Source organism: Mesorhizobium sp. M0166 (assembly GCF_040322255.1).
In the GTDB taxonomy this organism is placed as follows: Bacteria; Pseudomonadota; Alphaproteobacteria; order Rhizobiales; family Rhizobiaceae; genus Mesorhizobium.
In genome coordinates this window covers 182,869-209,028 of the sequence record NZ_JAMYTD010000006.1, presented here as the reverse complement: position 1 = coordinate 209,028, position 26,160 = coordinate 182,869, and the positions used below count along the sequence as shown (strand labels likewise).

The following is a 26,160-nucleotide window of genomic DNA, read 5'->3' as shown; positions in this document are numbered from 1 at the left end:
AAGGAGTTTTCAGGCTAATGAGACGATCGCATGTGACGACCGTGTCATTGCTCGTGGCGCTGGCACTGGCGGCCTGCACCAATGCGAAGGACGTTCTCGAACCCTCGGCCATTGCCCCGCAATCGACGCAATCGCTCTCCGGAGCCGGAGGTGCCGCAACGCCCCCCTCAACCCCGGCTCAGCCTGCCGGCACCGCGCAAACTGCAGGTACAGCGCAGCCTTCCACTGCAGCAGCCGTGCCGCCCGCCAAAAGCGCGGCTGCCATTGCGCGGACCCGGCTGCAGGTGGCGCCGATCGTCGGCGCCTCGGTAGAAGCCGCGACACCGCTGACCGCCGAGCTTCAGACACGCGCCAGGCAGCGCGGCATCACTTTGGCCGGCAGCACCGACCAAACCCCAACGCATGTGCTCAAGGGCTATTTCTCGACCATGACGGAAGGCAAGGACACCACCGTCATCTACGTCTGGGACATCTATGACCCGGCCGGCAACCGGCTGCATCGCATCAATGGCCAGCAGAAGGCGCCCTCCGTCGGCGGTGGTGAAGGCTGGGCGGCGGTCGCGCCGGCGACCATGCAGGCAATTGCCGACCAGACAATCGACCAGTTCGCCACCTGGCTTGGCGGCGGCGCCGGCTGACCTGGAGTATGATTCCAAAAGTGGAATCCGGTTTTCGGAAAGATCATGCTCAAACAGAAAGATAGCGCCAACCCGATTCCGCCGGGCATGGAACCGGCTCTATCGCCGCATGCTCAAGCCGTAAGCGTTTATTGAGATTAGCCGGCGGATTCCCATTCACGACGCTTGCAATACCGGCGCGGGCCGCTAAAAGCCCGACTAAGAGGCTGGAGTGCTATCGGAGTCTCTCAATCCTTCGCCAGGAACGGTGCATGAAGCTCTTCGCGGGCAATTCCAACAGGGTGCTGGCCGAATCAGTCGCCCGCTACCTCAACATTCCGCTGGGCAAGGCCAGCGTCAGGCGCTTCGCCGACCAGGAAATCTTCGTCGAGATCCAGGAGAACGTGCGCGGCGAGGACGTCTTCATCCTGCAATCCACCTCGTTCCCGACCAACGATCATCTGATGGAACTACTCATCATGATCGACGCCTTCATGCGCTCCTCGGCCAAGCGCATCACTGCGGTTATTCCTTATTTCGGCTATGCCAGGCAGGACCGCCGCGCCTCCGGCCGCACACCGATCTCGGCCAAGCTGGTCGCCAACATGATCACCAGGGCGGGCGTCGACCGGGTGCTGACCCTGGATCTCCATGCCGGCCAGATTCAAGGCTTCTTCGACATCCCGACCGACAATCTGTTTTCCGTGCCGGTCATGGCCCGCGACGTAAAGGCAAAATACAAGCAGCTTGCCAATGTCATGGTGGTGTCGCCGGATGTCGGCGGCGTGGTCCGCGCCCGCGCGCTCGCCAAGCGCATCGACGCCCAGCTTGCCATCGTCGACAAGCGCCGCGAGCGCCCCGGCGAATCGGAAGTCATGAACGTCATCGGTGACGTGCGCGGCAAGGATTGCCTGTTGATCGACGACATCATCGATTCGGGCGGCACGCTGTGCAATGCGGCCGATGCGCTGCTTGCCGACGGCGCCACCAGTGTCACCGCCTATACTACCCATGGCGTTTTGTCCGGCGGTGCCATCGCCCGCATCGGCGCCTCGAAACTGCAGGAACTGGTCATTACCGATTCCATCCAGCCGACCCAGGCAGTGCTCGACGCCACCAATATCCGCGTCATCTCCATCGCCGAACTGATGGGCGAGGCGATCTCGCGCACGGCGACCGAGGAATCGGTGTCGAGCCTGTTCGATTAATGCGTGTCGCGCAAAACTGTGCAGCGGTTTTGCGATAACGAAATGCATAAAAACAAGAACCCAAAGCGCGGCGCATGAGGCCGGCCGAACGCGACGCCCTTTAGGGCTGCGACTCAGGCCGAGCCGGACCGCTTATTCGTCGCACACCTTCGCCAGCATCACGCGCGCCCCGCATATAACCGCGTGGCGAGGCTCCCAGCATGCGCTTGAACATGGTGATGAACGCCGGCACGCTGTCATAGCCGAGATCGAGCGCCACCCTCGTGATCGGCTCGCCGTCGGCCAGCCGCGGCAGCGCCGCGAACAGGCAGGCCTGTTGGCGCCAGGTCGATAGCGACAATCCGGTCTGGCGGTGGAACGCGCGGGTGAAAGAGCGGCGGCTCATGCCGACGATAGCGGCCCACTCGTCGATCGTCGCATGCGGTGACGGTGCTGAGACGAAGCGCCGGCACAGCGCCGCCAGCCTTGCATCGGACGGGAACGGCAGTCCGAGCGGCCGTTCCGGCAGGTTCGGGATTTCGTGCAGCAGGAGCTTCATGATCAGCCCACCCCGCCCCTCCAGCTCGGCGCCTTGCGGCAGCTTTTCCGATTCCACGATCAGGCTGTGCATCAGGTCGGTGATGCCGACGACGCGCAACCCGTCCGGCAGGCCCGGAATGGCCTCCGGCATCACATAGACGGACCGCATGCTGACGTCGCCCAGCATCTCGACGGAATGTTCGGTGCCGGCGGGGATCCACATCGCGTGGTCGGGGGGCACCATCCAGCGCCCATGCCGCGTCGTCACCAGCACGACACCGACCAGCGCGTGCAGCAACTGGCTGCGGCTATGATGGTGCCGTGGCACGTGATAGCCGTCCGGATATTCGGTCGGCAGCGCCACGGCCGGCCCGACGGCCTGCTCCAGCCATTGCCAGCGACGCTCGTGCAACAGGCCGAGATCGGTATCGCCCGCTCTGAACATTTCCCTGCCATGCGGCATCAGCTATGGCCCACTTGCGAAACTATTGGACCAAACCACGAAAGAAGTCGCGTGACAAGCAACGTATAAGGCAGCCGGCCCATAAGACCGCCTGCGGGAGCGCCCGCCAAAAAGACCACGGAGCCTGCCTTGACCGATACCACAGCAACCGCCGACGCCAAGCCGGCAGCGGCCAGCCACATTTCAGCTCAGGCGACGGCCTTCACCGTCATCCTGGCGGTGAGCTTCTGCCATTGCATCAACGACATCATGCAGTCGCTGCTGTCGGCGATCTATCCGCTGCTGAAGGACAATTACGGTCTCGATTTCTGGCAGATCGGCCTTTTGACTTTCACCTTCCAGGTGACGGCATCCTTGCTGCAGCCGGTGATCGGCATGATCACCGACAAGCGGCCGATGCCTTACTCGCTGCCCTACGGCATGGCCTCCTCGTTGATCGGCCTGGTCGTGCTGGCCTATGCCGGACACTATTTCCTGCTCCTCATCGGCGCCTCGCTGATCGGCATCGGCTCAGCGATCTTCCATCCGGAATCCTCGCGCATCGCCCGCTTCGCCTCCGGCGGCCGGTTCGGGCTGGCACAGTCGCTGTTCCAGGTCGGCGGCAATTTCGGCCAGGCGATGGGGCCGCTGCTGGCAGCCTTCATCGTCGTGCCCTTCGGCCAGACCAGCATCGCGTGGTTTGCCGGCGGCTCGTTGATCGGCATCATCGTGCTGTGGCAGGTCGGTGGTTGGTACAGCCGCCTGCGTGCCGCGCAGAGCACCCGCAAGGCGGCAGGCTTCGTCTCGCCCTTCCCCCGCCGCAAGGTGATGGGCGCGCTGCTGGTGCTTACCTTGCTGGTGCTGACGAAGAACGCCTACATCGCCAGCCTGTCCAGCTACTACACCTTCTATGCCATCCATAAATTCGGCGTCTCAGTGCAGATGTCGCAGGTCATGCTGTTTCTGTTCCTCGGCGCCTCGGCCCTTGGCATCCTGCTCGGCGGCCCGTTCGGCGACCGCTACGGGCAGAAGGCGATGATCTGGTTCTCGATCGTCGGCGTGCTGCCCTTCACCCTGGCCTTGCCCTACGCCAATTTCGAGTGGACAATGGTTCTCACCGTGCTGATCGGCCTGATCCTGTCCTCGGCCTTCTCGAACATCGTCGTCTTCGCGCAGGAACTGGTGCCCGGCCGGGTCGGCATGATCGCCGGCATCTTCTTCGGCTTCGCCTTCGGCATGGGCGGCATCGCGGCCGCCGTGCTTGGCGTCGTCGCCGACATGAAAGGCATCGATTTCGTCTTCCAGGTCTGCTCGTATTTGCCGCTACTCGGCCTGCTGACGGTGTTTTTGCCGAACATGAAGGAAGCGAGGAAGGTGGAGGCGGTGGCCAGCTAAAATCAGTTCATCTTTCGGAATTGATACGAGGGGCGCGACATTTGTCGCGCCCTCGATGATTCTTTCACCACACGCCGGGTGAAAAGCCTGTTAGAGAGGGTCCACCCCTGAAGGCAAAATTTTGGTCAGCAACGCCTTCAAGTTGAACATACCGGGCTCAGCCCTGATGCTGCGCAGCGCTCCGCGCCAGAAAAGGCAATTAGCTTATGCCCAGACTAAAAGGCAAGGTCGCTTTGATTACCGGCGGCACCAGCGGCATCGGCCTGGTGACGGCGCGACGTTTCATCGAGGAAGGTGCGCGCGTCGCCATCACCGGAACCAATGCGAGCCGTCTCGAGGAGGCGCGCACCATCCTTGGCAGTGATGTGCTTGTGATTGCCGCCGACGCCGGAGATGCTGCTGCCCAGAACGACATAGCGCGGCGGATCGAGGAAACCTTCGGCAAGCTCGATGCTCTCTTCCTCAATGCTGGTATCGCCGACCTGCGCCCGCTTGGCGACTGGACCGAGGCCGCGTTTGACAGGAGCATCGATGTCGACCTCAAGGGGCCGTACTTCCTGGTCAAGGCGCTCGTTCCGCTGTTTTCGAACCCCTCGTCGATCATCCTCAGCGGCTCGGTCAACGCACATATGGGAATGGCTGGAACGCACGTCTATGCGCTGGCCAAGGCCGGCATGATTTCGCTCGCTCGGACGCTCTCGGGCGAACTGATAGAACGCGGTATTCGCGCCAATGTGATCAGCCCGGGTCCGATCGACACGCCGCTCAACGACAAACTTGGGCTGGACCCCGAAGCGGCGAAGGTGCGCGCGAAAGCTGTGGTCGGCCTGGTGCCTGCCCGTCGTTTCGGAACCGCCGAGGAAATTGCCAACGCAGTGGTCTTTCTTGCTTCGGACGAATGCCCGTTCATGGTCGGTGCGGAAATGCTGATCGATGGCGGCTTGAGCATCGCCTGACATCGGCACCACCTGACACAAGAACACCCGCCATCTGGCGGGTGTTCTTGTTACGTTCTGAAAGGCCTTGCGCCCTGAAGAAGGCCAGCAGGTCGGCGTCGATGACATCGGCATGGGTGTCGCCATGCCATGGGCGGAACCCTTGCAGACCTTGCCTGCCATGACTTGCACCTCGCGCCGCCTTCCGCTATAGAGCCGCCACCCGCGTAGACACCCTTGGAGGCAACGCGGCGGAAGGCCGCCTTCCCGCATGATCCCGAAAAGTGGATTCCGGTTTTCGGACCAGATCATGCGTTAGCTATGGCGGCTTTCGACGTTTACGGCCCCGGCACTTTGCCGGCCGCGAACGCTCCAGAACAACGCGAAAGGAAATGCCATGAGCCACGATACTTACGAGCTCAAGGCCGAAGCGCGCGAACAGGTCGGTAAGGGGTCCGCCCGTGCAGTTCGCCGCAACGGTAAAGTGCCTGCAGTGATTTACGGCGACAAGCAGCCTCCCCTGGCGATTGCGCTGACCTACAAGGACATCTACTACAAGATCCATGGCGGCGGGTTTCTGACCACGGTCGCCACGATCGATGTCGACGGCAACAAGATCCAGGTTCTGCCCAAGGATTTCCAGCTCGACCCGGTCAAGGATTTCCCTGTCCATGTCGATTTCCTGCGCATCGGCAAGGATACCGAAGTCAACGTCGATGTGCCCGTGCACTTCATCAATGAAGACAAGTCGCCCGGCATCAAGCGCGGCGGCGTGCTCAACATCGTGCGCCACGAGGTCGAGTTCCACTGCCCAGCCAATGCGATCCCGGATTTCATCACCATCGATCTCACCGGCACGGATATCGGCGATTCGATCCACATTTCGGCCGTCACCTTGCCGGCCGGCGTCAAGCCGGTGATCTCCGACCGCGACTTCACCATCGCGACCATTGCCGGCTCCTCGGCGATGAAGCCGGAGGCCGCGGAAGAGACGACTGAAGCGGCTGCGCCCGAAGCGGCTCCTGCCGCCGAAGAGAAGTAACTCCTTCCCGCCCGGAGGCGACGATGCTTGTCTTTGCAGGCCTCGGCAATCCGGGCGCGAAATACGCCAACAACCGGCACAATGTCGGCTTCATGGCGGCGGACGCGATCGCCCGCCGCCATTCCTTTTCACCCTGGTCGAAGAAATTCCAGGGTCTGATCGCCGAAGGCACGCTTGCCGGCGAAAAGGTGATCCTGATCAAGCCGCAGACCTTCATGAACCTGTCCGGCCAGTCGGTCGGCGAAGCCTTGCGCTTCTACAAGCTCGGCCCTTCGGCGCTGACTGTCTTCTATGACGAGATCGACCTTGCCGCCGGCAAGGTGCGGGTCAAGGTCGGTGGCGGTTCCGGCGGCCACAACGGTATCCGCTCGCTCGACCAGCACGTCGGCAAGGATTTTCGCCGTGTGCGCATCGGCGTCGGCCACCCCGGCGTCAAGGAAATGGTGCACGGCCATGTGCTCGGCGATTTCGCCAAGGGCGACCGCGAATGGCTGGACGTGCTGCTCGACGAAATCGCCGATGGTGCCGGATTGCTTGCCAAGGGCGACGACAACTCGTTCATGAACCGCGTGACGCTGGCCCTGCGCGACAAGCTCACGCCGACGGGCGACGACGATCGCCCACCGCCCAAGGCGCCAAAGGCGCAAAGCCACGTCCGCCAGGCGCGGCCGCAGCAGCCGGCGGCCAAGCTGCCCGAAACCGGCCCGATGGCGGCTATGCTGAAGAAGCTTTTTGGCGGCAAGGACTGAGCCATGGATATGGATGACGTTCAGGAATTGGTCCGTCTCATCAGACAGAAGTATGTTGATTATTTCGTCGCTGCTGCCGGCGAACTTGCTCGCAACAGCCAAGGGTCGCATGCAACCGAGATCAAGTTTTCGAATGTCGATTCCTTCTATCGAAATCTCATCGCGGTTGATTTCGTCGGCAATGACGGACAGCCAAATCCGCAATTCATCAACAGCGATGCCTATGTGAAATTCTCTCCGGATATTCACGCCGGGATTGGTGGAATGGATGTCCTCGTCTCACCGTTCAAATGGGACGAGGTTTATTTCAAATTCCCCGTAAATGAGCTCGACGGCGATCTCTTCGACGAATGGTTTCGCGGCTGGTTCGATATCGATGGCGACCGTGAAACATCGGAGACCGTCGGAAACATCATTCACAGTGCGCAATTGCTCGACGGCCAACTGACCATCGATTTCGGAACCGCCGAGGTCGACGCGTTCTGGCATCTCCTGCAAATACTGAGCAGGTCCGGCGTTCGTTCGTTGGCGATAGGCACCGATGACATCGCGCAGCGTCTGAATTGAATTGCGCCTTGACGATCATCGGCGCTTTCGCCCATAGCCCTGATCAAATTTCGATTTCCCGATAGGACCAGACAAATGGGTTTCAAATGCGGCATCGTTGGCTTGCCCAATGTCGGCAAGTCGACGCTCTTCAATGCGCTGACCAGGACGGCGGCGGCGCAGGCCGCCAATTATCCGTTCTGCACCATCGAACCGAATACCGGCGAGGTGGCGGTGCCCGACCCGCGCCTGCAGAAGATCGCCGCGATCGGCAAGTCGAAGGAGATCATCCCAACCCGCATCTCGTTCGTCGACATTGCCGGCCTGGTGCGTGGCGCCTCGAAAGGCGAAGGGCTTGGCAACCAATTCCTCGCCAACATCCGTGAGGTCGACGCCATCGTCCATGTGCTGCGCTGCTTCGAGGATGACGACATCACCCATGTCGAGGGCCGCATCGATCCTGTCGCCGATGCCGAGACCGTCGAGACCGAATTGATGCTTGCCGACCTCGACAGCCTCGAGCGCCGCATCGTGCAGATCCGCAAGCGTGCCGCCGGCAAAGACAAGGAAGCAGCGACCGTACTTCCGATGATGGAAGCGGCGCTTGAACTGCTGCAGGCCGGCAAGCCCGCCCGTATCCTGCTCAACGGCATCTCGGCCGAGGACCTGCGCATCCTGCAGGGGCTGAACCTGTTGACGTCTCACCCCGTGCTCTATGTCTGCAACGTCGCGGAAGCCGATGCCGCTACCGGCAACGCGCATACCAGGGCGGTCGAGAAGATGGCCGCCGCGCAAGGCGCCCGCACCGTCGTGATTTCAGCGGCGATCGAAGCCGAGGTCGCCCAGCTTTCGGACGAAGAGGAGATGGAATTCCTCTCCTCGCTTGGGCTCGACGAGCCGGGCCTGAACAAGGTGATTCGCGCCGGCTACGAGCTGCTGCAACTCATTACCTATTTTACCGTCGGGCCGAAGGAGACACGCGCCTGGACCGTTCACAAGGGTGCCAAGGCGCCGCAGGCGGCAGGCGTCATCCACACCGATTTCGAGCGCGGCTTCATCCGCGCCCAGACCATCGCCTATGACGACTTCGTCAGGCTGGGCGGCGAAATGGCGGCCAAGGAGGCCGGCAAGGCGCGCGACGAAGGCAAGGAGTATGTCGTCCAGGACGGTGACATCATGCTGTTCAAGTTCAACACCTGACCCGGCGAGGGAGCCCAGTGGCGACCATTGCCGTCGCTCGATGTCGCAGTGCCTCTTGCGCTGCTTGACGGGCCGTCGTGCGGGGTCTAAGGGGCCTCTGCACCGGCCTCGCGCCTCACCTGCCCGTGTCCGTGCGACCCGACTGACGCGCCCCCTCCAAACGAACGCTCTTTGGCAACAGCAAGGGAGACCCGGCGATGATCAAGGCCTTCGTCGTCGACAATGATCGCCTGCGCCTGGTCGACGATCTCCTGCAAAACAGCGACACTGTCGTCTGGATCGATCTCTTCAACCCGACAAAGGAAGAAGAGACGACAATCGAGACCTGGCTCGGCATCGCGGTTCCGACCCGCGAAGAGATGGAAGAGATCGAGATCTCGAGCCGTCTCTACGTCGAGGACGGCGCCTACTTCATGACCGCCATTCTGCCTGCCCAGACCGAGGTGGACGATCCGTTGATGTCGCCGGTTACCTTCGTGCTCGCCGGCAGCAGGCTGATCACCGTGCGGTACCACGAACCGAAGGCGTTCAAGACCTTTCCGCTGCGCGCCGAGAAGGTGGCGACCGGCTGCACCAGCGGCGACACCATCCTGATCGGACTGCTGGAGGCGATCGTCGACCGCCTCGCCGACATTCTGGAGCGCGCCGGCCGCGACGTCGAGGTGATCTCGCGCGACATCTTCGAGGCACGCTCGACCAAGGTTTCCAAGCGCAACCGCGACTTCCAGGAGCTGTTGAAAGGCATTGGCCGCAAGGAGGACCTCGCCTCCTCGATCCGCGACAGCCTGATCTCGCTGCAGCGCCTTGCCGGGTTTCTCGCCCATGCCTCCACGCAAACCAAGATGAGCAAGGATACACGCGCCCGCATCAAGACCTTGTCGCGCGACGTGCTGTCGCTCGCCGACCACGCCACGTTCCTGTCGCAGAAGATTAGCTTCCTGCTCGACGCGACGCTCGGCATGATCTCGATCGAGCAGAACGCTATCATCAAGATCTTCTCCGTCGCCGCTGTCATCTTCCTGCCGCCGACGCTTGTCGCTTCGATCTACGGCATGAATTTCGACATCATCCCCGAGCTCAAATGGCACTTTGGCTATCCCTTCGCCATCGGCATGATGGTGCTTTCGGCAATCCTGCCCTTCTGGTATTTCCGCCGCCGCGGCTGGCTGTAGCGTCATCAATAGCTCCGCTGCGGCTTGGGCGCAGCGGGCTGGCGCAGTAGAAATTGCTTGACCAAATGCCGCCCTGCCTGCATCCGGGACCCGGACCCGCGATCGTACAATCATGAACCGGATTTCCATCATGACCGCAAAGACCTGGGCTTATGAGGATTTTGTCGAGGGCGCTTCGCTCGATCTCGGCACCAAGCTGGTAAGTGCCGCCGAAATCATCGAATTCGCCGGCGAATTCGATGCCCAGCCGATGCATCTCGACGAGGCCGCGGGCAAGGCCAGCATCCTCGGCGGGCTGGCGGCTTCGGGCTGGCACACCTGCGCCATGTTCATGCGCATGCTGTGCGATGCCTTCCTGCTCGACTCGACCTCGCAGGGCGCGCCAGGCGTCGACCAGGTCAAATGGAAACGGCCAGTCCTTGCCGGCGACCTGTTGAGCGGCAGCACCACCGTCCTTGCCAAGCGTTTATCCAGATCGAAACCCCGGCTTGGCCTGGTGACCATGCGCAGCGAGTTGTTCAACCAGCGCGGCGAAGGCGTTTTCGAGCTCGAAAACACCGTCATGTTCCTCACCCGCGAGGGCAGTGCGTGAGCCTCGACGAATTCTTCTGCATCGGTATCACCGTCACGCTCGGTTCGCATCGATTCGAACCGGAGGCGATCAAGGCGTTCGCCCGCAAATACGACCCGCAGATATTCCATATCGACGAAGAGGCGGCGAGGAACAGCATATTCGGCGGGCTCTGTGCCTCGGGCTGGCACACCGCCGCCACCTGGATGAAACTGAACCTCGAGGCTGGCATGGAGGCAGAGGTCGCCCGCTGGCCCGGCCCTGGGCCGGTGCCGGAATTCGGCCCCTCGCCCGGCTTCAAGAACCTCAAATGGCCCAAACCTGTCTATGCCGGGGAAACCGTGACTTTCACCCGCACCGCGCTGGCCCATCGCCCCATTGCCTCGCGACCGGGCTGGCGGCTGCTGACGCTCCGCTCAGAGGCCTTCGATTCGATGGGCGACAAGGTCATCGAATTCGAAAGTGCCGTGCTGGTGAAGGTGGGGTGAGCGGAGTTCTTCCTTCTCCCACAGAAAGGGAGAAGGAAGAAACGCTCAATGCCCCTCAAACCCGATCAGCGTCCTCACCGGTACGCCGAGCGCCTCTAACCTCTCTCGGCCGCCAAGGTCCGGCAGGTCGATGACGAAGCAGGCGGCGACGATGTCGGCACCGATCTGCCGCAATAGCTTGACGGCCGCCTCGGCCGTGCCGCCGGTGGCGATCAAATCGTCGACGAGGATTACCCTCTCGCCCGGAGAAACACCGTCCTTGTGCATCTCCATCTCGTCCAGCCCGTATTCCAGGCTGTAGGCGACGCGCACCGTCTCGTAAGGCAGCTTGCCCTTCTTGCGGATCGGCACGAAGCCGGCCGAGAGCTGGTGGGCGATGGCGCCGCCGAGGATGAAGCCGCGCGCCTCGATGCCGGCGATCTTGTCGATCTTGAGGCCGGCATAGGGATGCACCAGTTCGTCGATGGCGCGGCGGAAGGCCCGCGCATTGCCGAGCAGCGTGGTGATGTCGCGAAACAGGATGCCCGGCTTGGGATAATCCGGAATGGTGCGGATCGCGGCAAGCAGCGTCTCTTCGAGCGAGGATTTCATCAAGCGGCTCTCCGGGCCATTCAGATTCGGCTGAAGACGTGAAGGGAATTGGCCAATCGTAACCCGGTGCAGCTAAGTCCGGCTACCGCCATGTGACGCCTGACGGAAAATTGTCCGGCAAAGGGCCTTGTTCAGCGCCGGCTGCGATGAATCGACATGCCTGCAATGAAAAGGGCGCCTTTCGACGCCCTCGCATTCTCGTATATCGCAGGGTTCAGTGCATCACGCCGGCCCACACCTTGCGCTTGGTCAGGTAGACCAGCGCACCGAACAGCAGCAGGAAGACCAGTACGCGAAAGCCGGTCTTCTTGCGATCCTCGAGGTGTGGCTCGGCCGCCCACATCAAGAAGGCCGACACGTCGCGAGAATACTGGTCGACCGTCTGCGGCGCGCCGTCATCATAGGTAACCTGGCCGTCGGAGAGCGGCTTCGGCATCTTCAGCGACACGCCGGACAGGAAGTACGGATTGTAGTGCGTGCCTTCCGGTATGACCATGCCCGCCGGCGGTTGCTGGTCGTAGCCGGTCAGCAGCGAGTGGATGTAGTCGGGGCCGCCCTGGGCATACTGGGTAAAGATGTCGAACACGAAGCGCGGGAAGCCACGCTCGACGCCGCGCGCCTTGGCCAACAATGACATGTCGGGCGGCGCTGCGCCGCCATTTGCCGCCGCTGCCGCTTCGACATTGGGGAATGGTGCCGGGAAATGGTCGGACGGCTTGCCGGGACGGTCGAACATGTCGCCGGCATCGTTCGGGCCGTCATGGATCGTATATTCGGCCGCCAGCGTCTTGATCTGCGCGTCCGAATAGCCAAGGCCTTCCAGCGTACGGAACGCTACCAAATTCATCGAATGGCAGGCCGAGCAGACTTCCTTGTAGACCTTCAGCCCGCGCTGCAGCTGGGCCTTGTCGTAGGTGCCGAATGGCCCGGCGAAGCTCCAGTCCATTTCCTTCGGTTCGTGTATCGGGAAATGCGTCGGCGCCGCCTCATTGTGCGCCTCTTCCTGGGCGCTGGCTCCCGTGCCTGCGGCCCCCATGCCCGCGGCCACAAGGCCAAGCAGCGCCAGCGAGGTGAGAATCTTCTTCATGCCAAATCCCCTTGAGATTCTCTGACGCGCTGTCACCGTCTCGAGCATGACCTTGTCCGAGTACCGGTTTCCACTTTTCGGAATCATGCTCAGCCCTTGGTTTCCGGCGCGGCCGTGGCGCCGGCAGGATGTCCGCCGCCGCCCTTGCTCTTCTCGAGCACCGCCTCGGTGATCGAATTCGGCAGCCGCCGCGGCTTTTCGATCAGCCCGAGTACCGGCAGCGCTACCAGGAAGAAGGCGAAGTAGAACAGCGTCGCCATCTGCGCCATGAACACATAGCTGCCCTCGGCCGGCTGCGAGCCCAGCCAACCCAGCAGGATGGCGTCGGCCACGAACAGCCAGAAGAACAGCTTGTACCAGGGCCGGTAGACTGCCGAGCGCACCTTCGAGGTGTCGAGCCACGGCACCAGGAACAGCATTGCAATCGCGCCGAACATGCAGAGCACGCCGCCGAGCTTGGAGTTGATTGGCCCGATATTGAAGGTGATGGCGCGCAGGATCGCGTAGAACGGCAGGAAGTACCATTCCGGCACAATGTGGGCCGGCGTCTTCAGCGGGTTGGCCACGGTGTAATTGTCCGGATGGCCGAGATAGTTCGGCAGGTAGAACACGAAATAGGCGAAGACGAACAGGAACACGATCATGCCGAACCCATCCTTGATGGTCGCGTAAGGCGTGAAGGCGAGCGTGTCGGTTTTCGATTTGACCTCGATGCCGGTCGGATTGTTCTGGCCGACGACGTGGAGCGCCCAGATGTGCAGCACGACGACGCCGGCGATCATGAACGGCAAAAGGTAATGCAGCGCAAAGAAGCGGTTCAGCGTCGGATTGTCGACCGCGAAGCCGCCGAGGAGAAGCTGCTGGATCCAGTCGCCAACCAGCGGTATGGCGGTGAAGAAGCCGGTGATGACGGTAGCGCCCCAGAAGCTCATCTGGCCCCAAGGCAGCACGTAGCCCATGAACCCGGTCGCCATCATCAGCAGGTAGATGATGCAGCCGAGGATCCACAGCAGCTCGCGCGGCGCCTTGTAGGAGCCGTAGTAGAGGCCACGGAAGATATGGATGTAGACGGCAATGAAGAAGAACGACGCGCCGTTCGAATGCAGGTAGCGCAGCATCCAGCCGGAATTGACGTCGCGCATGATCTTCTCGACCGAATCGAAGGCGAGAGTGCTGTCGGCTGCGTAGTGCATGGCCAGCACGATACCGGTCAGGATCTGCGCCGCCAGCATAAGCGCAAGGATGCCGCCGAAGGTCCAGGCATAGTTTAGATTGCGCGGCACCGGATAGGCGATGAAGCTGTCATAGACCAGCCGCGGCAGCGGCATGCGCGAATCGAACCAGCGTCCGATGCCGGTCTTGGGCGTATAGGTCGAGTGTCCCTCGCTCATGGAAATATCCCCTGCCTCAGCCGATACGGATCTTGGTGTCGGAAACGAATTGGAACACCGGTACCGCCATGTTCTCCGGCGCCGGCCCTTTGCGGATGCGGCCGGCGGTATCGTAGACGGAACCATGGCATGGGCAGAACCAGCCGCCGAAATCGCCTTCCTGGCCAAGCGGGATGCAGCCGAGATGGGTGCAGACCTGGACCATCACCATCCAGGCTTCCTTGCCCGGCGTGGTTCGGTTGGCGTCGGTTGCCGGCGCGTCGGCCGGCAGGTTGGCATTGCGGGCGATTGGATCCTTGAGCTCGGCGAGATTGACCGCCTCGGCTTCCTTCATCTCTTTTTCGGTGCGGTTGCGCACGACAACCGGCTTGCCGCGCCACTTCACGACGAGCGACATTCCCGGCGTCAGCGAGGAGACGTCGACCTCGACCGAGGCGAGCGCCAGTGTCGAGGCATCCGGACGCATCTGGTCGATGAACGGCCAGGCGACGGCACCCGCGCCGACCACCGCGGCCATGCCGGTGGCAACGTAGAGAAAATCACGACGGTTGGGATCCTGGGTGTCGGTTGCGCTCACGGGTGCCTGATCCTTTCGCCTCTTCCGTGCCGGCGGCCGAGCCTTGTTCCCGCTCAATCGCGCCGGCCCGACAGCGCATGGCGAACAGGCTAGCGAATTCCTCCGGCATTTGGGACTTGGGTTTATGCGTGAAGCCTGTTTTTGTCCAGACGGGTGAAGGCACAAGGGCAGATTGTCGCGGGGACGTAATTCGCACGGCGGAATGATTGGAAAACAGCAGCAAAACCAAATGGCTGCGTTCGCCTCGACAGCTGGCGCTGGCCCGGTTTATCCTCGGCCTATGGCGCATGTCATAGACCGCGACAAATGGGCCGATGCGCCCGACCGCTGGCCCGATCACTGGCAGGGCGAGCTGCAAGGCGGAGCTTACGGCTCGAACAGCTGCCTGATCTTCAACTAACTGCCCGAGATCGGCGGCGGCCCCAGGCTGCACAGCCATCCCTATTGCGAGATTTTTATCATCCGGACTGGGACCGGTCTGTTCACCGTCGGCGACCGGCAGATCGAGGCCACAGCCGGCCAGATCCTGGTCGTGCCACCGAACACCCCGCACAAATTCACCAATCTCGGGCCAGGCCCGCTGGAAACCACCGACATACACGAGAACGGCAGCTTCATCACCGAGTGGCTGGAATAACGCCTCCCGAACCAATTCCGGTTCGGATCATGCGCTGGCGCCGAGCCTGGCCAGCACGGCCTTGGGAATGTTGTATTCCCGGATCACCGCGTCGTGCTTGCGCAGGCCGCAGAGTTCGCGCTGGATGAAATAGCCGTGCACCGCTTCGGCTGCGTCCTTGAGCAGCCGGGCACGGTCGACGCTGTCGGAATTCTCGCGCAGCTTCGTCAATGTCTCCTCGACGCGTCGGCCGGCGCGGCCGAGCGCGGCCGCCTTTTCGCCGAGGATTTCATGGCCAAGCAGGTCCAACGCGCTCTCCTGCGCGCCGGATCGTCCGAAATTCGATGGCATTCTCACCGCCATGGTCTACTCCGGTTTTCAGAAGCTACTCCGCCGGCCGGGTCTCGGCCAGCGCGCTCTCCTCGTTGAACAGGAAGCCGCCGGACTGCCGCTTCCACAGCCTGGCATAGAGCCCGTCGAGCCCGACCAGCTCGTCATGCGTGCCTTGCTCGACGATGCGGCCGTCGTCGAGCACCACCAGCCGGTCGAGTGCCGCAATGGTCGACAGCCGATGCGCGATGGCGATGACCGTCTTGCCTTCCATCAGCCTTGCCAGATTTTCCTGGATCGCCGCCTCGATGTCGGAATCGAGCGCCGAGGTCGCCTCATCGAGCACCAGGATCGGTGCATCCTTGAGGAAGAGGCGGGCGATCGCCACGCGCTGGCGCTGGCCGCCGGAGAGCTTGACGCCGCGCTCGCCGACATAGGCCTCATAGCCAATACGATCGCGATTGTCGCGCAGACCGAGGATGAACTCGTGCGCCTCGGCCTTCTTCGCTGCCGCGACCACCTCGGCGTCGGTCGCTTCCGGCATGCCGAGCTTGATGTTGTCGCGCAGCGAGCGGTGGAACAGTGCCGTATCCTGGCTAACGACGCCGATATTGGCGCGCAGCGAATTCTGCGTGACCCTGGAGACGTCCTGCCGGTCAATGGTGATCTTGCCGCTCTCGAGATCGTAGAGGCGCAGAATCAGATTGACCAAGGTCGTCTTGCCGGCGCCGGACGGGCCGACCAGGCCGACCTTTTCGCCCGGCCGCACGACGAGATCGATGCCGTTGAGCACGCCGGACCCCTTGCCGTAATGGAACTCGACATTGCTCACGTCGATGCGCCCGCCGCCGACGACAAGCTCTTTCGCGTCCGGCGGATCGGTCAGGGCGAGCGGCTGCGAGATCAGCGCCTTGGAATTCTCAAGCACGCCGAGGTTTCGCAAGATGCCGTTGAGCTGCATCATCAGCCGGCCGAGCAGCATGTTCAGCCGCAGCACCAAAGATAGCGTGAAGGCCACGGCGCCGACTGTGATCGAACCCTCGACCCAGAGATAAACGGCAAAGCAGGCGATCGCCGTGATCATGATGCCCGACAGCATCGTCAGCGCCATGCGCACGCCTGTCAGCCGGCGGGTGAACGGGCGCAGCGCGTCGAGATAGATGTCGAAGCCGTTCCTGATGTAGCGGTCGTCGCCATCGGCCGAGAACAGTTTCAACGTCTGCACGTTCGAATAGGAATCGACAAGGCGGCCGGTGATCATCGAGCCGGCTTCGGCTGTGGCTTCGGCATGCTTGCGGATCGCCGGCACATAGCGCCTGGCCAGCAAGCCGAAAGCGGTAATCCAGATCACCACCAGCATCGCTAGCCGGAGATCGAGCCCGGCGACCAGCGCCAGCGTCGTCACCGTATACACGACCATGAACCAGACGACCTCGATGAAGCTTTCCATCAGATCGCCGGTCGCCTGTCCCGCCTGCCAGACCTTGGTCGCGATACGTCCGGCAAAGTCGTTCTGGAAGAAGGCGTAGGATTGGCGCGAGACATGGCGATGCGCCTGCCAGCGCACGAGATTATAGAAACCTGGCGTGATCGTCTGCTCGTCGACCAGCGCCGACAGGCTGACGACGATGGTGCGGATGACCAGCACCACCGCGATCATGAAGACAAGTTCCGGGCCGGCGGCAGTCCACAGCGCGTGCCAGCTGCGTTCGCCGGGAAGCTGGTCCAGGATGTCGACCAGCCGCCCGACGAAATAGAACAGTCCGGCTTCGACCAGCGGCGCGATGCCGCCGATCACCAGCATGGCGAAGAAGGCGATCTTCGCCTGCCCGACATAATGCCAGAGGAAACCCCTGACGCCGGCAGGTGGCCGAAGGTCCGCGGGCTCCCGGAATGGATAGACCCAGTTCTCGAACCAGCGGTAGATGGCAGTCATCATTCGGCGGCTTCACCCTTGGCGATTGCATCGTTGGCGGCTGCATCGTTGGCTGAGGGGCCGTCGTCGAGCAGGAATCCGCCCGACTGGCGTTGCCAGAGCTGGGCGTAGAGCCCGCCTTTGGCAACGAGTTCCTCATGCGAACCTTCCTCGATGACTCGGCCCTTGTCCATGACGACGAGCCGGTCCATGGCCGCGATCGTCGACAACCGGTGCGCGATGGCGATGACGGTCTTGCCTTGCATCAGTTTGTAGAGATTCTCCTGGATGGCCGCCTCGGCCTCGGAATCGAGGGCGGAGGTCGCCTCGTCGAGAATGAGGACCGGCGCGTCCTTCAGCATGACACGGGCTATGGCGATGCGTTGCCGCTGGCCGCCGGACAATTTGACGCCGCGATCGCCGACATGCGCGTCGAAACCCCTGCGGCCGTTCGAATCCGACAAGCCGGCGATGAAATCCAGCGCCTCGGCGCGCCGCGCCGCCTCGATCAGCATCTCGTTGCTGGCGTCCGGCCGGCCATAGAGGATATTCTCGCGTACCGAGCGATGCAGCAGCGAGGTGTCCTGAGTGACCATGCCGATCTGCGCGCGCAGCGAGTCCTGCGTCACCGCCGCAATGTCCTGGCTGTCGATCAGGACCTTGCCGCTTTCGAGGTCGTAGAAGCGCAACAGAAGATTGACCAGCGTCGACTTGCCGGCACCCGAACGACCGACGATGCCAACCTTCTCGCCCGGCTTGACCGTCAGCGACAGGCTTTCGATCACGCCCTTCTGCTTGCCGTAGTGGAAGCGGATGTCCTCAAAACGGATCTCGCCCTTGGTCACGGCAATATCCTTGGCGTCTGGCCGGTCTTCGACGAGGCGCGGCAGCGAGATCGAGGCGATGCCATCCTGCACCGTGCCGATATTCTCGAACAGCGTGGACATCTCCCACATGATCCATTGCGACATGCCCCAGAGCCGCAGCACGAGGCCGATGACCAGGGCGACGGCGCCGATCGTCACGGCTTGACCGAGCCACAGCCACAGCGAGATTGCGGTGACCGAAAACAACAGCAGCGAATTCAGGACGTAGAGCAGGCCGTAGAGTTGTGTCACCAGCCGCATCGACCGGTAGACCGTATCGAGAAAGCCGGCCATACCGTCCTTGGCGAAGGATGCCTCGCGCCGCGCATGCGAGAACAGCTTGACAGTCTGGATGTTGGAGTAGCTGTCGACGACACGGCCGGTCATGGTTGAGCGCGCATTGGCCTGCTCCTCGCCGACCTTGCCCAGCCGCGGGATGAAATGGCGCAACAGCAGGACATAGCCGGTAAGCCAGACGGCAAGCGGCGCAGCGAGCCGCCAGTCTGCCGAGCCGACAATGAACAGCATGCCGAGAAAATAGACGACGATATAATTGAGCACATCGATGAGCTTGATGACGCACTCGCGCACGGCGAGCGCCGTCTGCATCAGCTTTGTCGCGATGCGTCCGGCGAACTCGTCCTGATAGAAGCTCATCGACTGCTTGAGCAGGTATCGATGCACCTGCCAGCGGATACGCATCGGATAATTACCCATCAGCGTCTGCTGGTTGAGCAGCGAATGGAACCAGACCGTTGCCGGCAGCGCGAAGACCACGATGAAGGCCATGCCGGCCAGCTTCAAGCCTTCGGTCTGCAGGAACGTCTCGCGATTCTGCGCAGACAGCCAGTCGACGATCCGGCCCATGAAGCCGAACATCCACACCTCGGCAAGGGCGATGGCCGTCACCAGTACCGCATCGAGAGCGATGTAGGGCCATGCGCCGCGCGTATAATGCACGCAGAAGGCGATCAGTGTCCGCGGCGGCTCGACCGGCTCCTTGGCAGGGAACGGATCGAGCCTTTTTTCAAACCAGCTAAACATAGTGATGCTCACAGTACTGTTTCCGCTCACGCGGCACGAGAACGGACGAGGTGCCCAGACCGCATGGCGCCAAGGACCGGCGATACGGAATCGTCCGCCTCGCCGGTCCTGCTTCGCGCTATATAGGTTGTCGCGGGCCTTTCGCCGACAGTCTCGTTTGACGATGCTGACGACGTTTTGACGATCCGGATTTTCGCGCCGGTTTTTGCACCAGGCCGGATCAGCCTGATGATCCGGCGCACCAGCGACGGCCGGCTATAGTCCGGAACGGCGCGCGAGAAATCGACGTCCGGCAGCATGCCGCGATGCGGACGCCGGCGGGTCTCGGCGTGAACCGCCGACGAGTAGGTCTCGCCGATCAAAAGCGCCCAGGTCGCAGTCTTGCGCTCGTGCAGGCTTCTTGAGCCAGGTATTCTACAGGGATCGAACATCGGTCCGTCCTCCAGTTGAAGATGCAGGTAGAAGGGTGAACCAACCCAGGCCGCGGGCATGCGCGGCGCGGCAAGGGTGGCATCGCTCGAAGCGTGTTCAGGTGGGGCGTTCCGCCCCTTCCGCAGCTTGAAAAACATCGCAGGATTCCTTCAAAAGGCCGAAAAAGGTTTCGGCGGGAACCGGTGCGATTGAAGTCTAGAAGGTCAGGAGAATCGTCGTACCGAAACCGCCGTCGGGCTGGTAAGCCCACGAGAGGGGTGGTGGATGTGCATGGCCATCATGAATTACCCCTCCATCGGTTCGGGTTGACAATGCTGGCCGTATAACCGACTTCGCAGAAAATGACCACCCGCCAGTCCAGGAATTTCCAAAACCGCGAGAGCTCTGTGGCTGATCTGCCACTTATTAGAAAGGCGCGGAAATGAACGACCGTCTCCGCATCGCGCTCTACCAGCCGGATATCGCCGGCAATACCGGGACTATCCTGCGCTTCGCCGCTTGCCTCGGTCTCGGCGTCGACATTGTCGAACCGGCGGGCTTCCCGCTCAGTGACCGGGCGCTGAAACGGGCCGGCATGGACTACCTCGAAATGGCGGCGCTCACCCGGCATGTCGACTGGCACGCCTTCGAGGACTGGCGCAAGCTTGCCAAGCGGCGGCTGGTGCTGCTGTCGACCAAAGCAGCTGTCGCCTACACGGATTTCGTCTTTGCCGGCGACGACATTCTCCTGTTCGGCCGCGAATCCGCAGGCGTGCCGGATGCCGTCCACGAGGCGGCGGATGCGCGCCTGACCATTCCGATGCAGCCCGGCGCGCGCAGCATCAACGTCGCGCTTTCCGTTGCGATGGTGGCGGGCGAGGCGATCCGGCAGCTTCGCTAGGATGTGTACGCGATCGCCGGCCGCAGCGACCAAGGCGTCGTCCTCACGCAACACTGCGTCCTCTCCGGTCATTCTCATCCAGACGCACATCGCCTTCTCCTGCCGTTTGCATCTTCGAGGCTTCTTCGCTACAAGCTCAACTTAACTTGAGGTCAAGCGGAAATTAGAATGGCTGCGGCAACGGAATTGACAGTCGGCCAGGTGGCGATGCGCAGCGGCGTGGCGGTGTCGGCGCTGCATTTCTACGAAGCGCGCGGGCTGATCCGCAGCCACCGCACATCAGGCAACCAGCGGCGTTACGGCCGCGACGTGCTGCGGCGGGTGGCGATCATCAAGGTAGCGCAGGAGGTTGGCATTTCGCTGGCCGAGATCGGCACAGCCCTTCGATCATTGCCCGAAGGCCGAACGCCGACGCGCGAGGATTGGAACCTGCTTTCGACGGCTTGGCGCGACGAGCTCGACCAGAAGATCAGTCAGCTCAAGAAGCTGCGCGACGGGCTGACCGACTGCATCGGCTGCGGCTGCATGTCGATCGACAAATGTCCGCTGCGGAATAAGGACGACAGGCTGAGCATCCGGGGGCCGGGAGCGAGACGCTTGCTGATCGAGCGTTAATCCGCCGCCGGCAGCCGCCTGATTGTGAATTCGATGACGTCGCCCGGCCGCTCGAACCAGCTCTCGATCTCGGTCCAATAGGCCTGCTTGGGAAAGCGCTCGAACCATTCCTTCGCCTTGAGACGAGCGTCGGAGCGCGGCAGCACGAAGGTCTCGCGCAGGAAGCCGTCGCGCGGCATGCGCGCGTTCTCGGCGCGTGAACGGTCGAGCCTCTTCTTCAGGCCATCCAGCGGCGGTCTTGCCGGGGTGCGCACGAAATAACTCCATTCACACTTGACCCTTGCACCCAAGAGATTAGGGATCGCGGCCGGAAAAGACGAGTCATTTGTCGGGCGCGCCCGCAACCGGAGACAGGATTTGCAACGACCCGAGATACCGGCGGGGCTGCCAGCCGACATCGAACAGAAGAAGACGAAGGCACGGCTGTGGTTCGAGACATTGCGCGAGCGCATCTGCGCTAGCTTCGAACAGATCGAGCTGGACCTGCAGGGGCCGCAGGCCAGTTGGTCGCCCGGTCGCTTCGAAAAGACGCCGTGGCAACGCGATGCCGGCAAGGGCGGCGGCGGCATCATGTCGATGATGCACGGCCGCGTCTTCGAGAAGGTCGGCGTCCACACCTCGACCGTCCACGGCGAGTTCTCGCCCGAATTCAGGAAGCAGATGCCGGGCGCCGAAGAGGACCCGTCCTTCTGGGCGAGCGGCATTTCGCTGATCGCCCATCCGTGGAACCCCAACGTGCCGGCCGTGCATATGAACACGCGCATGGTCGTCACCTCGCGCCTGTGGTTCGGCGGCGGCGCCGACCTGACACCGGTGCTCGACCGCCGCCGCAGCCAGGACGACCCCGATACGATCGCCTTCCACAGGGCGATGCAATTTGCCTGCGAGAAGAACGCGGCGATCGCCGACTACGCGAAATTCAAGGCCTGGTGCGACGAGTACTTCTATCTGCCGCACCGCGACGAGCCACGTGGTACCGGCGGTATCTTCTTCGACTGGCTGCATTCGGGCGAGGACAAAGGCGGCTGGGACGCCGATTTCAACTTCGTCCAGGACGTCGGCCGATCCTTTCTCGTCGTCTACGGGCATCTGGTGCGGTCCAACTTCAACGACAACTGGACCGATGGCGACCGTGACGAGCAGCTCATCCGCCGCGGCCGTTATGTCGAATTCAACTTGCTTCACGATCGCGGCACCATCTTCGGGCTGAAGACCGGCGGCAATGTCGCGTCGATCCTGTCCAGCCTGCCGCCTGAGGTGAAATGGCCGTAAAATCTCGGTGAGCATGATGTGAGCCGCAATCGGGTCTAAATCCCCAGAATTTGACGGCAAATGTGGCGCAACGCGCGCCAGAAAATATCTTTTTCGTCTAATATTCTATTGAAAAGATTGGGCTATTTGTCGCGTCGGGCCGGGAAACGCCGGCGGTCCTTTACTCCCGAGAGCCGCGACCCGACGTGACCGGACGGCCCATGATTGAATAGGGCACCTTCCCAAGCGCGTGCCCGCATTTTCCAGGAGAGCATGCCATGCGCAAGCTTATTATGACCGCAGCCGCCGCTGCCGTTCTCGCCTCTGGTACTGCCGCATTCGCCGCGGTCAAGCACACCACCGGCACGATCAAAAGCTTTGATGGAACGGCGATGAGCCTGGTTCTGGATAACGGAGCCACCTTTACGTTGCCCCAGACCTTCAAGGATCCTGGCCTGAAGGTCGGCGAAAAGGTCCGCGTCACGTGGGATATGAGCGGCAAGGACAAAATTGCCGAGGCCGTCAAGATCGTGAAGTGATGCCTGCCCGCTGAAGCAAGACGAGGTCTTGCGTCCTGGGTAGCGTAAGAGGGCGGAGCAGCGCTGCTCCGCCTTTTCGCAATCAGATCACTAGAGGGCCGCGTGTCGGCTTGGACGCGCGGCGCTCTAAGGCAACCAAAACCGTTCGATCGTGTTATGCTTAGCTGGCCAGCGTGTAGCCGGATACCGGACCCGGTTTCCGGATCGCGCAATCAAAGGTCTGGAGCTTCCGTGTCATTGCGCGGCGCGGCGCTCCAAGGAGGAGATGAGGAGAAGCCAAATGAAGGAATTCCATTGCGGGTCGCTCGTACCCGGCTGCGAGTGGCACACACGCGCCGAGGAGGAGGCTGAGGTCATGCGCCGTGCCGTCGAGCATCTGCGCGAGACGCATGGCGAGACGGTGATCCGCGAGACGATGATCGAGGCGATCCGCTCGCGCATCGAAAAGGTCCGCGACGCAGCGTGACGGTCAGGATTCGAGTGCCTCCGCGGCGCGCTTGAGCAGCGCGCCGCGATCAAGCGCAAAACCGGACTCGACCCATTCCTTTTCGAGATTCTTCAACGTTGCACCAAGCTTCGGCCCCGGTGATGCGCCAAGCGTCGTTAGATCGGCGCCCTTGACCGGAAAAACAGGGTTTTGCCATTTTGCAGCGAAGGCAAGCAGCCGCGAGAAGCCGCCGGCTTCGAGCAGTGCGTCATTGTCTTCGACCGCGCGGGCTCGAGCGGAAGCGAGCAACAGCCGCAACCGATCGATAAAGCCTTGGCGGTCGCCAAAATAAAGCCTTTTCGCCAACTCTCCTTCGGTCGTTTTCCGATCGACGGCAGCCGTGATCGCCCAATTCCGCAGCCGGCTTGCCTCGCTCGCGGAAAGCCTCAATCTCTCGGCAAGCGTTTTCATGCGCGCGGCATCCGGCGGCACGATGGCTTCCAGCCTGAGCAGCGGGTCCGGCGCCCAGGCCAGATCCTTCTCGGTCTTGGTCAGCCCGTGGATGGCATCGATGCCCCATTTCTCGCTTTCCGGCAAAACGGCGGTCAGAACGCCGGCCTGGCGCATCCACAGCAGCGCCCGCGACGGATCTGGCGCTGACAGCAATTTCTTCAATTCCCACCAGACGCGCTCGACCGAGAGCTGGTCGAGCCCCTGCTTCAGTCGGGCACAAGCCTTCAACCCTTCGGCATCCGGCCTGCCGTCGCCATACCAGGCGAAGAAACGGAAGAAACGCAGGATGCGCAGATAATCCTCGCGGATACGCGCTTCCGGATCGCCGATGAAGCGCAGCCGCCGCGCTTCGATATCGGCGATACCGCCGACCAGATCGACGACCGTTCCATCGGCTTCGGCATAGAGTGCATTGATGGTGAAATCGCGCCGCTCAGCGTCGGCTTTCCAGTCGCGGCCGAACGACACTTTGGCGCGCCGGCCGTCGGTTTCGATATCGGCACGCAGCGTGGTGACCTCATAGGCCTTGCCGTGGGCGACCGCGGTGACGGTGCCATGCTCGATGCCGGTCGGCACCGTCTTGAAGCCCGCCGCCTCGGCGCGCCGGATGGTTTCCTCGGGCACCGTCGTGGTTGCGATGTCGATGTCGGCGACCGGCTGGCCGATGAGCGCATTGCGCACGGCACCACCGGCGACGCGTGCCTCCTCGCCGCCGTCGGTGAGCGCGGTGAGCAGGCGCTGCAGGTGGCTTTCGCCGAGCCAGCCGGCCTTGCCAGCAATCGACACCGGATCGCTCACGAATAGAGCCTCTCATAAAGCGTTCGGATGATGCCCGCGGTGACGCCCCAGATGCGCTGGTCGCCATAGGGCATCTCGTAATAGAACCATTCGAAGTCGTTCCACATGCGACTGTCTCTGGTGTGGTTGGCGGGGTCCATCAGAAAGCCCAGCGGCACCTCGAAGACGGCATCGACCTCGTCCAAATTCAGCGTCAGGCTGAAACCGGGCCGCACAATCCCGAGCACCGGAGCGATGCGATAGCCGCTGCCGGAAACGTAGTCCGGCAGACGGCCGATGATCTCGATGTAATCCCTATCGAGACCGATCTCCTCGGATGTCTCGCGCAACGCCGCCGCTTCTGGGCTCGCATCGGTTGGATCGATGGTACCACCGGGGAAAGCCACCTGCCCCGAATGGTTGCGCAGCTTTTCCGCCCGCCTGGTCAAAAGGACCGTGGCTTCATGGCCATGATCGACCACCGGGATCAGCACGGCGGCATCGCGCAGCGCCTTGGCCAGCTTCAGCCTGGGATGGCCCGGATTGAAGCGGTGGTCGCCAAAATCGTCGCCGGCATGCGCCAGCGGCTGCGCCGCGGCGCGCTGGCGGAACCCGGCAGCGGAAAACGGCAACGGCGTCACCTGATCCATCATAGGCGGTCCATCATGCGCTCAGCCGTTTCAGTTTCTCAGCCGGCATGATTGGATAGACCTCGCCTTTGGAACGGACGGCAAACATCATCTTGCCACCGATGTCGATCTCTTCGCCGTGCTCGACCAGCTCGTACATCACCGGCCGTGCCACCAGCGCCTCCAGCCGCCCGCGCACCAGCACATAGGGCTTCAGGCCACCTGTCTCGTCCTCATCGACGAAGCGCAACGGGTGCCCCGCCCCAGCCTCGACCAAGTCCCCGACATTGGTGCGAAAGGTTATGATTTGTCCGTCGCCTGCGCCCGACACGTCCATCTCGACGGCAATAAAGGGCGCGTCGGCGACGCGGATGCCGACCTTTTCCACCGGCGTCACCAGGTAGGTCCTGCCGTCCTCGTCCTTACGCAGCACCGAGGAGAAAAGCTGCACCAGCGGCATCCGGCCGATCGGCGTTCCCAGATAGAACCAGGTGCCGTCCTGCTTGATTTCCATGTCGAGATCGCCGCAAAACGCCGGATTCCAGCGTTCCACCGGCGCCGGCCCCTTGCCGGCGCGCGTCGCGCGCGAGACCAGCGCTTCCAGCCCGCGTGCCTCGGTCGCGGCCGTCAGGCTCTCTTCACGATGGTCGGCGGCTTCCGTCATGGTCACGAAATAGTCACTGTTGTTCCGCTTGTCAGCCTAAGTCTGTGATTTAAGTTCATTGCAGGCGCCATGCGAGGCCGAATCGCGGCATTCTCTGCGGCACCAAGGTGCCAAGCGGTGTTTCCAACAGAA

Annotated in this window: 29 protein-coding genes and 1 pseudogene; 17 read left to right on the top strand and 13 right to left on the bottom strand. The window is 62.4% G+C overall.

The features are described 5' to 3' along the window. Window positions 1-17 precede the first annotated feature (17 nt). A complete protein-coding gene (locus NKJ46_RS10610; protein ID WP_352664674.1) occupies window positions 18-638 on the top strand; it encodes a hypothetical protein in 621 nt (206 codons plus the stop codon). A 251-nt stretch (window positions 639-889) separates the two neighbouring features. Then, window positions 890-1,825 carry a ribose-phosphate pyrophosphokinase gene (locus NKJ46_RS10605; protein WP_352489004.1) on the top strand — a complete coding sequence of 312 codons (936 nt, stop codon included), beginning with the start codon at window positions 890-892 and terminating at the stop codon, window positions 1,823-1,825. Window positions 1,826-1,925: 100 nt separating this feature from the next. Here the strand turns inward: NKJ46_RS10605 and NKJ46_RS10600 are convergent, their stop codons facing one another. Then, window positions 1,926-2,807: an AraC family transcriptional regulator gene (locus NKJ46_RS10600; protein WP_352664672.1), complete on the bottom strand. Its 882-nt coding sequence runs from the start codon at window positions 2,805-2,807 to the stop codon at window positions 1,926-1,928. Between the two features lie 129 nt (window positions 2,808-2,936). On the opposite strand from NKJ46_RS10600, the gene NKJ46_RS10595 reads away from it, so the two are divergent. The 9 genes from NKJ46_RS10595 (at window position 2,937) to NKJ46_RS10555 (ending at window position 10,884) form a co-directional block, all read left to right on the top strand. Further along, entirely contained in the window at window positions 2,937-4,181 is a 1,245-nt protein-coding gene (locus NKJ46_RS10595) for an MFS transporter (protein WP_352664670.1), read from the top strand. Window positions 4,182-4,387: 206 nt separating this feature from the next. Then, the gene (locus NKJ46_RS10590) at window positions 4,388-5,137 is read left to right on the top strand and encodes an SDR family oxidoreductase (protein ID WP_352664668.1); all 750 of its coding nucleotides are present in this window, start codon (window positions 4,388-4,390) and stop codon (window positions 5,135-5,137) included. 376 nt (window positions 5,138-5,513) lie between these two features. Then, on the top strand, window positions 5,514-6,158 hold the full coding sequence (locus NKJ46_RS10585) for a 50S ribosomal protein L25/general stress protein Ctc (RefSeq protein WP_352489001.1): 645 nt from the start codon (window positions 5,514-5,516) through the stop codon (window positions 6,156-6,158). 23 nt (window positions 6,159-6,181) lie between these two features. Continuing rightward, window positions 6,182-6,907 (top strand): aminoacyl-tRNA hydrolase, encoded by a 726-nt coding sequence (gene pth / locus NKJ46_RS10580; protein WP_352664666.1) that lies wholly within the window; start codon window positions 6,182-6,184, stop codon window positions 6,905-6,907. Between the two features lie 3 nt (window positions 6,908-6,910). Then, a complete protein-coding gene (locus NKJ46_RS10575) occupies window positions 6,911-7,474 on the top strand; it encodes a hypothetical protein (protein ID WP_352664664.1) in 564 nt (187 codons plus the stop codon). A 75-nt stretch (window positions 7,475-7,549) separates the two neighbouring features. After that, window positions 7,550-8,653, top strand: coding sequence for a redox-regulated ATPase YchF (gene ychF / locus NKJ46_RS10570; RefSeq protein WP_352664662.1), 1,104 nt, complete (start codon window positions 7,550-7,552; stop codon window positions 8,651-8,653). A 197-nt stretch (window positions 8,654-8,850) separates the two neighbouring features. Then, window positions 8,851-9,825 carry a magnesium/cobalt transporter CorA gene (corA, locus tag NKJ46_RS10565; RefSeq protein ID WP_352664660.1) on the top strand — a complete coding sequence of 325 codons (975 nt, stop codon included), beginning with the start codon at window positions 8,851-8,853 and terminating at the stop codon, window positions 9,823-9,825. 130 nt (window positions 9,826-9,955) lie between these two features. After that, window positions 9,956-10,417, top strand: a complete 462-nt coding sequence (locus tag NKJ46_RS10560) for a MaoC family dehydratase (protein WP_352466830.1) — start codon at window positions 9,956-9,958, stop codon at window positions 10,415-10,417. After that, window positions 10,414-10,884 (top strand): MaoC family dehydratase, encoded by a 471-nt coding sequence (locus tag NKJ46_RS10555; RefSeq protein ID WP_352664658.1) that lies wholly within the window; start codon window positions 10,414-10,416, stop codon window positions 10,882-10,884. The genes NKJ46_RS10560 and NKJ46_RS10555 overlap by 4 nt, the downstream gene beginning before the upstream one ends. 45 nt (window positions 10,885-10,929) lie before the next feature. Here the strand turns inward: NKJ46_RS10555 and NKJ46_RS10550 are convergent, their stop codons facing one another. The 4 genes from NKJ46_RS10550 to petA form a co-directional block, all read right to left on the bottom strand. Beyond that, a complete protein-coding gene (locus NKJ46_RS10550) occupies window positions 10,930-11,475 on the bottom strand; it encodes an adenine phosphoribosyltransferase (protein WP_352664656.1) in 546 nt (181 codons plus the stop codon). A gap of 214 nt (window positions 11,476-11,689) precedes the next feature. Next, window positions 11,690-12,562 carry a cytochrome c1 gene (locus tag NKJ46_RS10545; protein ID WP_352664654.1) on the bottom strand — a complete coding sequence of 291 codons (873 nt, stop codon included), beginning with the start codon at window positions 12,560-12,562 and terminating at the stop codon, window positions 11,690-11,692. 89 nt (window positions 12,563-12,651) lie between these two features. Further along, entirely contained in the window at window positions 12,652-13,953 is a 1,302-nt protein-coding gene (locus NKJ46_RS10540) for a cytochrome b (RefSeq protein WP_352664652.1), read from the bottom strand. A gap of 16 nt (window positions 13,954-13,969) precedes the next feature. After that, the gene (gene petA / locus NKJ46_RS10535) at window positions 13,970-14,530 is read right to left on the bottom strand and encodes a ubiquinol-cytochrome c reductase iron-sulfur subunit (protein WP_352488992.1); all 561 of its coding nucleotides are present in this window, start codon (window positions 14,528-14,530) and stop codon (window positions 13,970-13,972) included. A 280-nt stretch (window positions 14,531-14,810) separates the two neighbouring features. Between petA and NKJ46_RS10530 the strand changes: the two are divergent. Further along, window positions 14,811-15,167: pseudogene (locus NKJ46_RS10530) on the top strand (cupin domain-containing protein). A 27-nt stretch (window positions 15,168-15,194) separates the two neighbouring features. On the opposite strand, the gene NKJ46_RS10525 reads toward NKJ46_RS10530, so the two are convergent. From NKJ46_RS10525 to NKJ46_RS10510, 4 genes are read right to left on the bottom strand one after another with little or no spacing between them, the layout of a single operon-like run. Next, window positions 15,195-15,509, bottom strand: coding sequence for a DUF6665 family protein (locus NKJ46_RS10525; protein ID WP_352664650.1), 315 nt, complete (start codon window positions 15,507-15,509; stop codon window positions 15,195-15,197). A gap of 22 nt (window positions 15,510-15,531) precedes the next feature. Further along, the gene (locus tag NKJ46_RS10520; RefSeq protein ID WP_352664648.1) at window positions 15,532-17,415 is read right to left on the bottom strand and encodes an ABC transporter ATP-binding protein; all 1,884 of its coding nucleotides are present in this window, start codon (window positions 17,413-17,415) and stop codon (window positions 15,532-15,534) included. After that, window positions 17,412-19,301, bottom strand: coding sequence for an ABC transporter ATP-binding protein (locus NKJ46_RS10515; RefSeq protein WP_352664646.1), 1,890 nt, complete (start codon window positions 19,299-19,301; stop codon window positions 17,412-17,414). Before NKJ46_RS10515 ends, NKJ46_RS10520 begins: the two co-directional genes overlap by 4 nt. A 26-nt stretch (window positions 19,302-19,327) precedes the next feature. Continuing rightward, a complete protein-coding gene (locus NKJ46_RS10510; protein ID WP_352664644.1) occupies window positions 19,328-19,870 on the bottom strand; it encodes a hypothetical protein in 543 nt (180 codons plus the stop codon). Between the two features lie 284 nt (window positions 19,871-20,154). On the opposite strand from NKJ46_RS10510, the gene NKJ46_RS10505 reads away from it, so the two are divergent. Both NKJ46_RS10505 and soxR read left to right on the top strand, forming a co-directional pair. Beyond that, the gene (locus NKJ46_RS10505) at window positions 20,155-20,613 is read left to right on the top strand and encodes a tRNA (cytidine(34)-2'-O)-methyltransferase (RefSeq protein WP_352664642.1); all 459 of its coding nucleotides are present in this window, start codon (window positions 20,155-20,157) and stop codon (window positions 20,611-20,613) included. A 168-nt stretch (window positions 20,614-20,781) separates the two neighbouring features. Further along, window positions 20,782-21,228, top strand: coding sequence for a redox-sensitive transcriptional activator SoxR (gene soxR / locus NKJ46_RS10500; protein WP_352664640.1), 447 nt, complete (start codon window positions 20,782-20,784; stop codon window positions 21,226-21,228). On the opposite strand, the gene NKJ46_RS10495 is transcribed toward soxR, so the two are convergent. Continuing rightward, a complete protein-coding gene (locus tag NKJ46_RS10495; RefSeq protein ID WP_023679487.1) occupies window positions 21,225-21,482 on the bottom strand; it encodes a hypothetical protein in 258 nt (85 codons plus the stop codon). The two genes, soxR and NKJ46_RS10495, sit on opposite strands and share 4 nt — an antisense overlap. 103 nt (window positions 21,483-21,585) lie before the next feature. On the opposite strand from NKJ46_RS10495, the gene hemF reads away from it, so the two are divergent. The 3 genes from hemF (at window position 21,586) to NKJ46_RS10480 (ending at window position 23,484) form a co-directional block, all read left to right on the top strand. Next, window positions 21,586-22,500, top strand: a complete 915-nt coding sequence (gene hemF, locus NKJ46_RS10490; RefSeq protein WP_352664638.1) for an oxygen-dependent coproporphyrinogen oxidase — start codon at window positions 21,586-21,588, stop codon at window positions 22,498-22,500. Window positions 22,501-22,757: 257 nt separating this feature from the next. Then, window positions 22,758-23,018: a DUF1344 domain-containing protein gene (locus NKJ46_RS10485; protein ID WP_023679489.1), complete on the top strand. Its 261-nt coding sequence runs from the start codon at window positions 22,758-22,760 to the stop codon at window positions 23,016-23,018. A 280-nt stretch (window positions 23,019-23,298) separates the two neighbouring features. Continuing rightward, entirely contained in the window at window positions 23,299-23,484 is a 186-nt protein-coding gene (locus NKJ46_RS10480; RefSeq protein WP_023679490.1) for a DUF1059 domain-containing protein, read from the top strand. A 3-nt stretch (window positions 23,485-23,487) separates the two neighbouring features. On the opposite strand, the gene NKJ46_RS10475 is transcribed toward NKJ46_RS10480, so the two are convergent. Genes NKJ46_RS10475 through NKJ46_RS10465 form a run of 3 tightly spaced genes read right to left on the bottom strand, consistent with a single transcriptional unit; the run spans window position 23,488 to window position 26,028 of the window. Further along, window positions 23,488-24,756 (bottom strand): CCA tRNA nucleotidyltransferase, encoded by a 1,269-nt coding sequence (locus NKJ46_RS10475; protein ID WP_352664636.1) that lies wholly within the window; start codon window positions 24,754-24,756, stop codon window positions 23,488-23,490. Then, window positions 24,753-25,385, bottom strand: a complete 633-nt coding sequence (locus NKJ46_RS10470; RefSeq protein ID WP_352664634.1) for a CoA pyrophosphatase — start codon at window positions 25,383-25,385, stop codon at window positions 24,753-24,755. The genes NKJ46_RS10475 and NKJ46_RS10470 overlap by 4 nt, the downstream gene beginning before the upstream one ends. Window positions 25,386-25,398: 13 nt before the next feature. Continuing rightward, window positions 25,399-26,028 carry a DUF1285 domain-containing protein gene (locus NKJ46_RS10465; protein WP_352664770.1) on the bottom strand — a complete coding sequence of 210 codons (630 nt, stop codon included), beginning with the start codon at window positions 26,026-26,028 and terminating at the stop codon, window positions 25,399-25,401. Window positions 26,029-26,160 lie beyond the last annotated feature (132 nt).

Excerpts from the sequence above, each read along its gene's own strand:
- NKJ46_RS10585 (WP_352489001.1), top strand. The coding sequence starts at position 5,514 with ATGAGCCACGATACTTACGAGCTCAAGGCCGAAGCGCGCGAACAGGTC.
- NKJ46_RS10590 (WP_352664668.1), top strand. The coding sequence starts at position 4,388 with ATGCCCAGACTAAAAGGCAAGGTCGCTTTGATTACCGGCGGCACCAGC.
- NKJ46_RS10545 (WP_352664654.1), bottom strand. The coding sequence starts at position 12,562 with ATGAAGAAGATTCTCACCTCGCTGGCGCTGCTTGGCCTTGTGGCCGCG.
- NKJ46_RS10510 (WP_352664644.1), bottom strand. The coding sequence starts at position 19,870 with ATGTTTTTCAAGCTGCGGAAGGGGCGGAACGCCCCACCTGAACACGCT.
- NKJ46_RS10470 (WP_352664634.1), bottom strand. The coding sequence starts at position 25,385 with ATGGATCAGGTGACGCCGTTGCCGTTTTCCGCTGCCGGGTTCCGCCAG.
- NKJ46_RS10485 (WP_023679489.1), top strand. The coding sequence starts at position 22,758 with ATGCGCAAGCTTATTATGACCGCAGCCGCCGCTGCCGTTCTCGCCTCT.
- NKJ46_RS10605 (WP_352489004.1), top strand. The coding sequence starts at position 890 with ATGAAGCTCTTCGCGGGCAATTCCAACAGGGTGCTGGCCGAATCAGTC.
- NKJ46_RS10465 (WP_352664770.1), bottom strand. The coding sequence starts at position 26,028 with ATGACGGAAGCCGCCGACCATCGTGAAGAGAGCCTGACGGCCGCGACC.
- NKJ46_RS10560 (WP_352466830.1), top strand. The coding sequence starts at position 9,956 with ATGACCGCAAAGACCTGGGCTTATGAGGATTTTGTCGAGGGCGCTTCG.
- NKJ46_RS10540 (WP_352664652.1), bottom strand. The coding sequence starts at position 13,953 with ATGAGCGAGGGACACTCGACCTATACGCCCAAGACCGGCATCGGACGC.
- NKJ46_RS10550 (WP_352664656.1), bottom strand. The coding sequence starts at position 11,475 with ATGAAATCCTCGCTCGAAGAGACGCTGCTTGCCGCGATCCGCACCATT.
- NKJ46_RS10520 (WP_352664648.1), bottom strand. The coding sequence starts at position 17,415 with ATGATGACTGCCATCTACCGCTGGTTCGAGAACTGGGTCTATCCATTC.
- NKJ46_RS10515 (WP_352664646.1), bottom strand. The coding sequence starts at position 19,301 with ATGTTTAGCTGGTTTGAAAAAAGGCTCGATCCGTTCCCTGCCAAGGAG.
- NKJ46_RS10505 (WP_352664642.1), top strand. The coding sequence starts at position 20,155 with ATGAACGACCGTCTCCGCATCGCGCTCTACCAGCCGGATATCGCCGGC.
- NKJ46_RS10575 (WP_352664664.1), top strand. The coding sequence starts at position 6,911 with ATGGATATGGATGACGTTCAGGAATTGGTCCGTCTCATCAGACAGAAG.
- NKJ46_RS10480 (WP_023679490.1), top strand. The coding sequence starts at position 23,299 with ATGAAGGAATTCCATTGCGGGTCGCTCGTACCCGGCTGCGAGTGGCAC.
- NKJ46_RS10525 (WP_352664650.1), bottom strand. The coding sequence starts at position 15,509 with ATGGCGGTGAGAATGCCATCGAATTTCGGACGATCCGGCGCGCAGGAG.
- pth (WP_352664666.1), top strand. The coding sequence starts at position 6,182 with ATGCTTGTCTTTGCAGGCCTCGGCAATCCGGGCGCGAAATACGCCAAC.
- ychF (WP_352664662.1), top strand. The coding sequence starts at position 7,550 with ATGGGTTTCAAATGCGGCATCGTTGGCTTGCCCAATGTCGGCAAGTCG.
- corA (WP_352664660.1), top strand. The coding sequence starts at position 8,851 with ATGATCAAGGCCTTCGTCGTCGACAATGATCGCCTGCGCCTGGTCGAC.
- NKJ46_RS10600 (WP_352664672.1), bottom strand. The coding sequence starts at position 2,807 with ATGCCGCATGGCAGGGAAATGTTCAGAGCGGGCGATACCGATCTCGGC.
- soxR (WP_352664640.1), top strand. The coding sequence starts at position 20,782 with ATGGCTGCGGCAACGGAATTGACAGTCGGCCAGGTGGCGATGCGCAGC.
- NKJ46_RS10610 (WP_352664674.1), top strand. The coding sequence starts at position 18 with ATGAGACGATCGCATGTGACGACCGTGTCATTGCTCGTGGCGCTGGCA.